The sequence below is a fragment of the Flavobacterium sp. EDS genome (assembly GCF_020991525.1).
Classification (GTDB): Bacteria; Bacteroidota; Bacteroidia; order Flavobacteriales; family Flavobacteriaceae; genus Flavobacterium.
On the sequence record NZ_JAJMOZ010000048.1, the window covers coordinates 1 to 639 of the forward strand.

The following is a 639-nucleotide window of genomic DNA, read 5'->3' on the forward strand; positions in this document are numbered from 1 at the left end:
TTTTATAACCCAATAATCTCCTATTCCTTTGTTGGGTTCTGTTTTATCTCCAGATTGTGGCGAATTAGAATACCCTCCTAGGATATAGCCTCCATCTTTGGTTTGTTCCATGCTTCGAAGTAAATCAGCATATTGGCCTCCATAGGTTTTTTGCCACTCTACTTCTCCAGCCTTATTTAGTTTTACTATCCAATAATCCATGTTTCCACGGCTTTTTTCTGATTTGCTATAAGGATCTGGTTTAGCGTCTAAGACTTCCGGTGCATGCAGGCTGTTAATAATTGGACTCGAACTTGAGGAACCTCCTAACATATAGCCCCCATCTTTGGTCTGAAATGCGCAAATAAGCTCATCTTGACCGCTTCCACCAAGGGTTCGTTGCCATAATTCTTCGCCTTTGGCATCCAGTTTTATTACCCAATAGTCAGTAAGGCCTTTAGAGGGATCTTTTTTTTGAAAATCGTTGGATGAACTTGAAGTTCCTGCGAGTATGAAACCACCGTCTCTTGTATTTTTTATGCTTTGTAGTAAATCAAAACCGCTTCCTCCAAAGCTTTTTTGCCAATCGAGATCGCCCTTTTCATCCATTTTCCAAATCCAATAATCTAAATCACCATGATTAGCATCCGTTTTGTTTCC

The 639-nt window shown here is 40.1% G+C and carries 1 pseudogene; it reads right to left on the reverse strand.

Annotation, left to right across the window (positions count from 1 at the left end):
- Nucleotides 1–639: pseudogene (locus LPB87_RS20615) on the reverse strand (T9SS C-terminal target domain-containing protein); the annotation flags it as partial.